Here is a 517-nt window from a genome sequence, read left to right on the forward strand (position 1 = left end):
GCTTTGATATGGGTACCATCCACAAATATTTCAGAAGGATCAATTAAGCCAGCGTACAAAGCTTGGTTGAGAACCTGTGAAAAAATTTCCGAAATGAGTTCTTTATCTTGAAAACGACGGCTGTAATTTTTTCCATAGGTAGTAAAATGAGGATCCTTATCATCTAAAGTTAGTCCGAGAAACCAACGATAGGCCACGTTTACTTCAATCTCTTTCATGGTTTGACGCATAGAACGGATACCATAAAAACATTTGATCAAAGGAATTTTGACTAACATGACGGGATCAAGACTAGGACGACCGTTATTTGGACTATAGGTATCTTCTACCAAGTTATAGATAAAGCCAAAATCAACCTTTGAATCTACTTGTCGAAGAAAGTGATCTTTTGGGACCAATTCGTCTATTGTATAGAAACCATATTGCTTACGATTATAATCAGGTTTTTCTTTGTGAAACATAGGGAACACCTCACAACTCTTCTTACCTCTATTATACGACTTTACACAAAGAAAAG

At 36.2% G+C, this 517-nt stretch carries 1 protein-coding gene; it reads right to left on the reverse strand.

Annotated features, from left to right (window positions below):
* A partial coding sequence (locus QM867_RS10840; protein ID WP_414315758.1) for a transposase occupies window positions 1–461 on the reverse strand: 461 nt, incomplete at its 3' end.
* Window positions 462–517: the final 56 nt, after the last annotated feature.

This window comes from Streptococcus infantis, from assembly GCF_047463635.1.
GTDB classification, from domain to species: Bacteria; Bacillota; Bacilli; order Lactobacillales; family Streptococcaceae; genus Streptococcus; species Streptococcus infantis_W.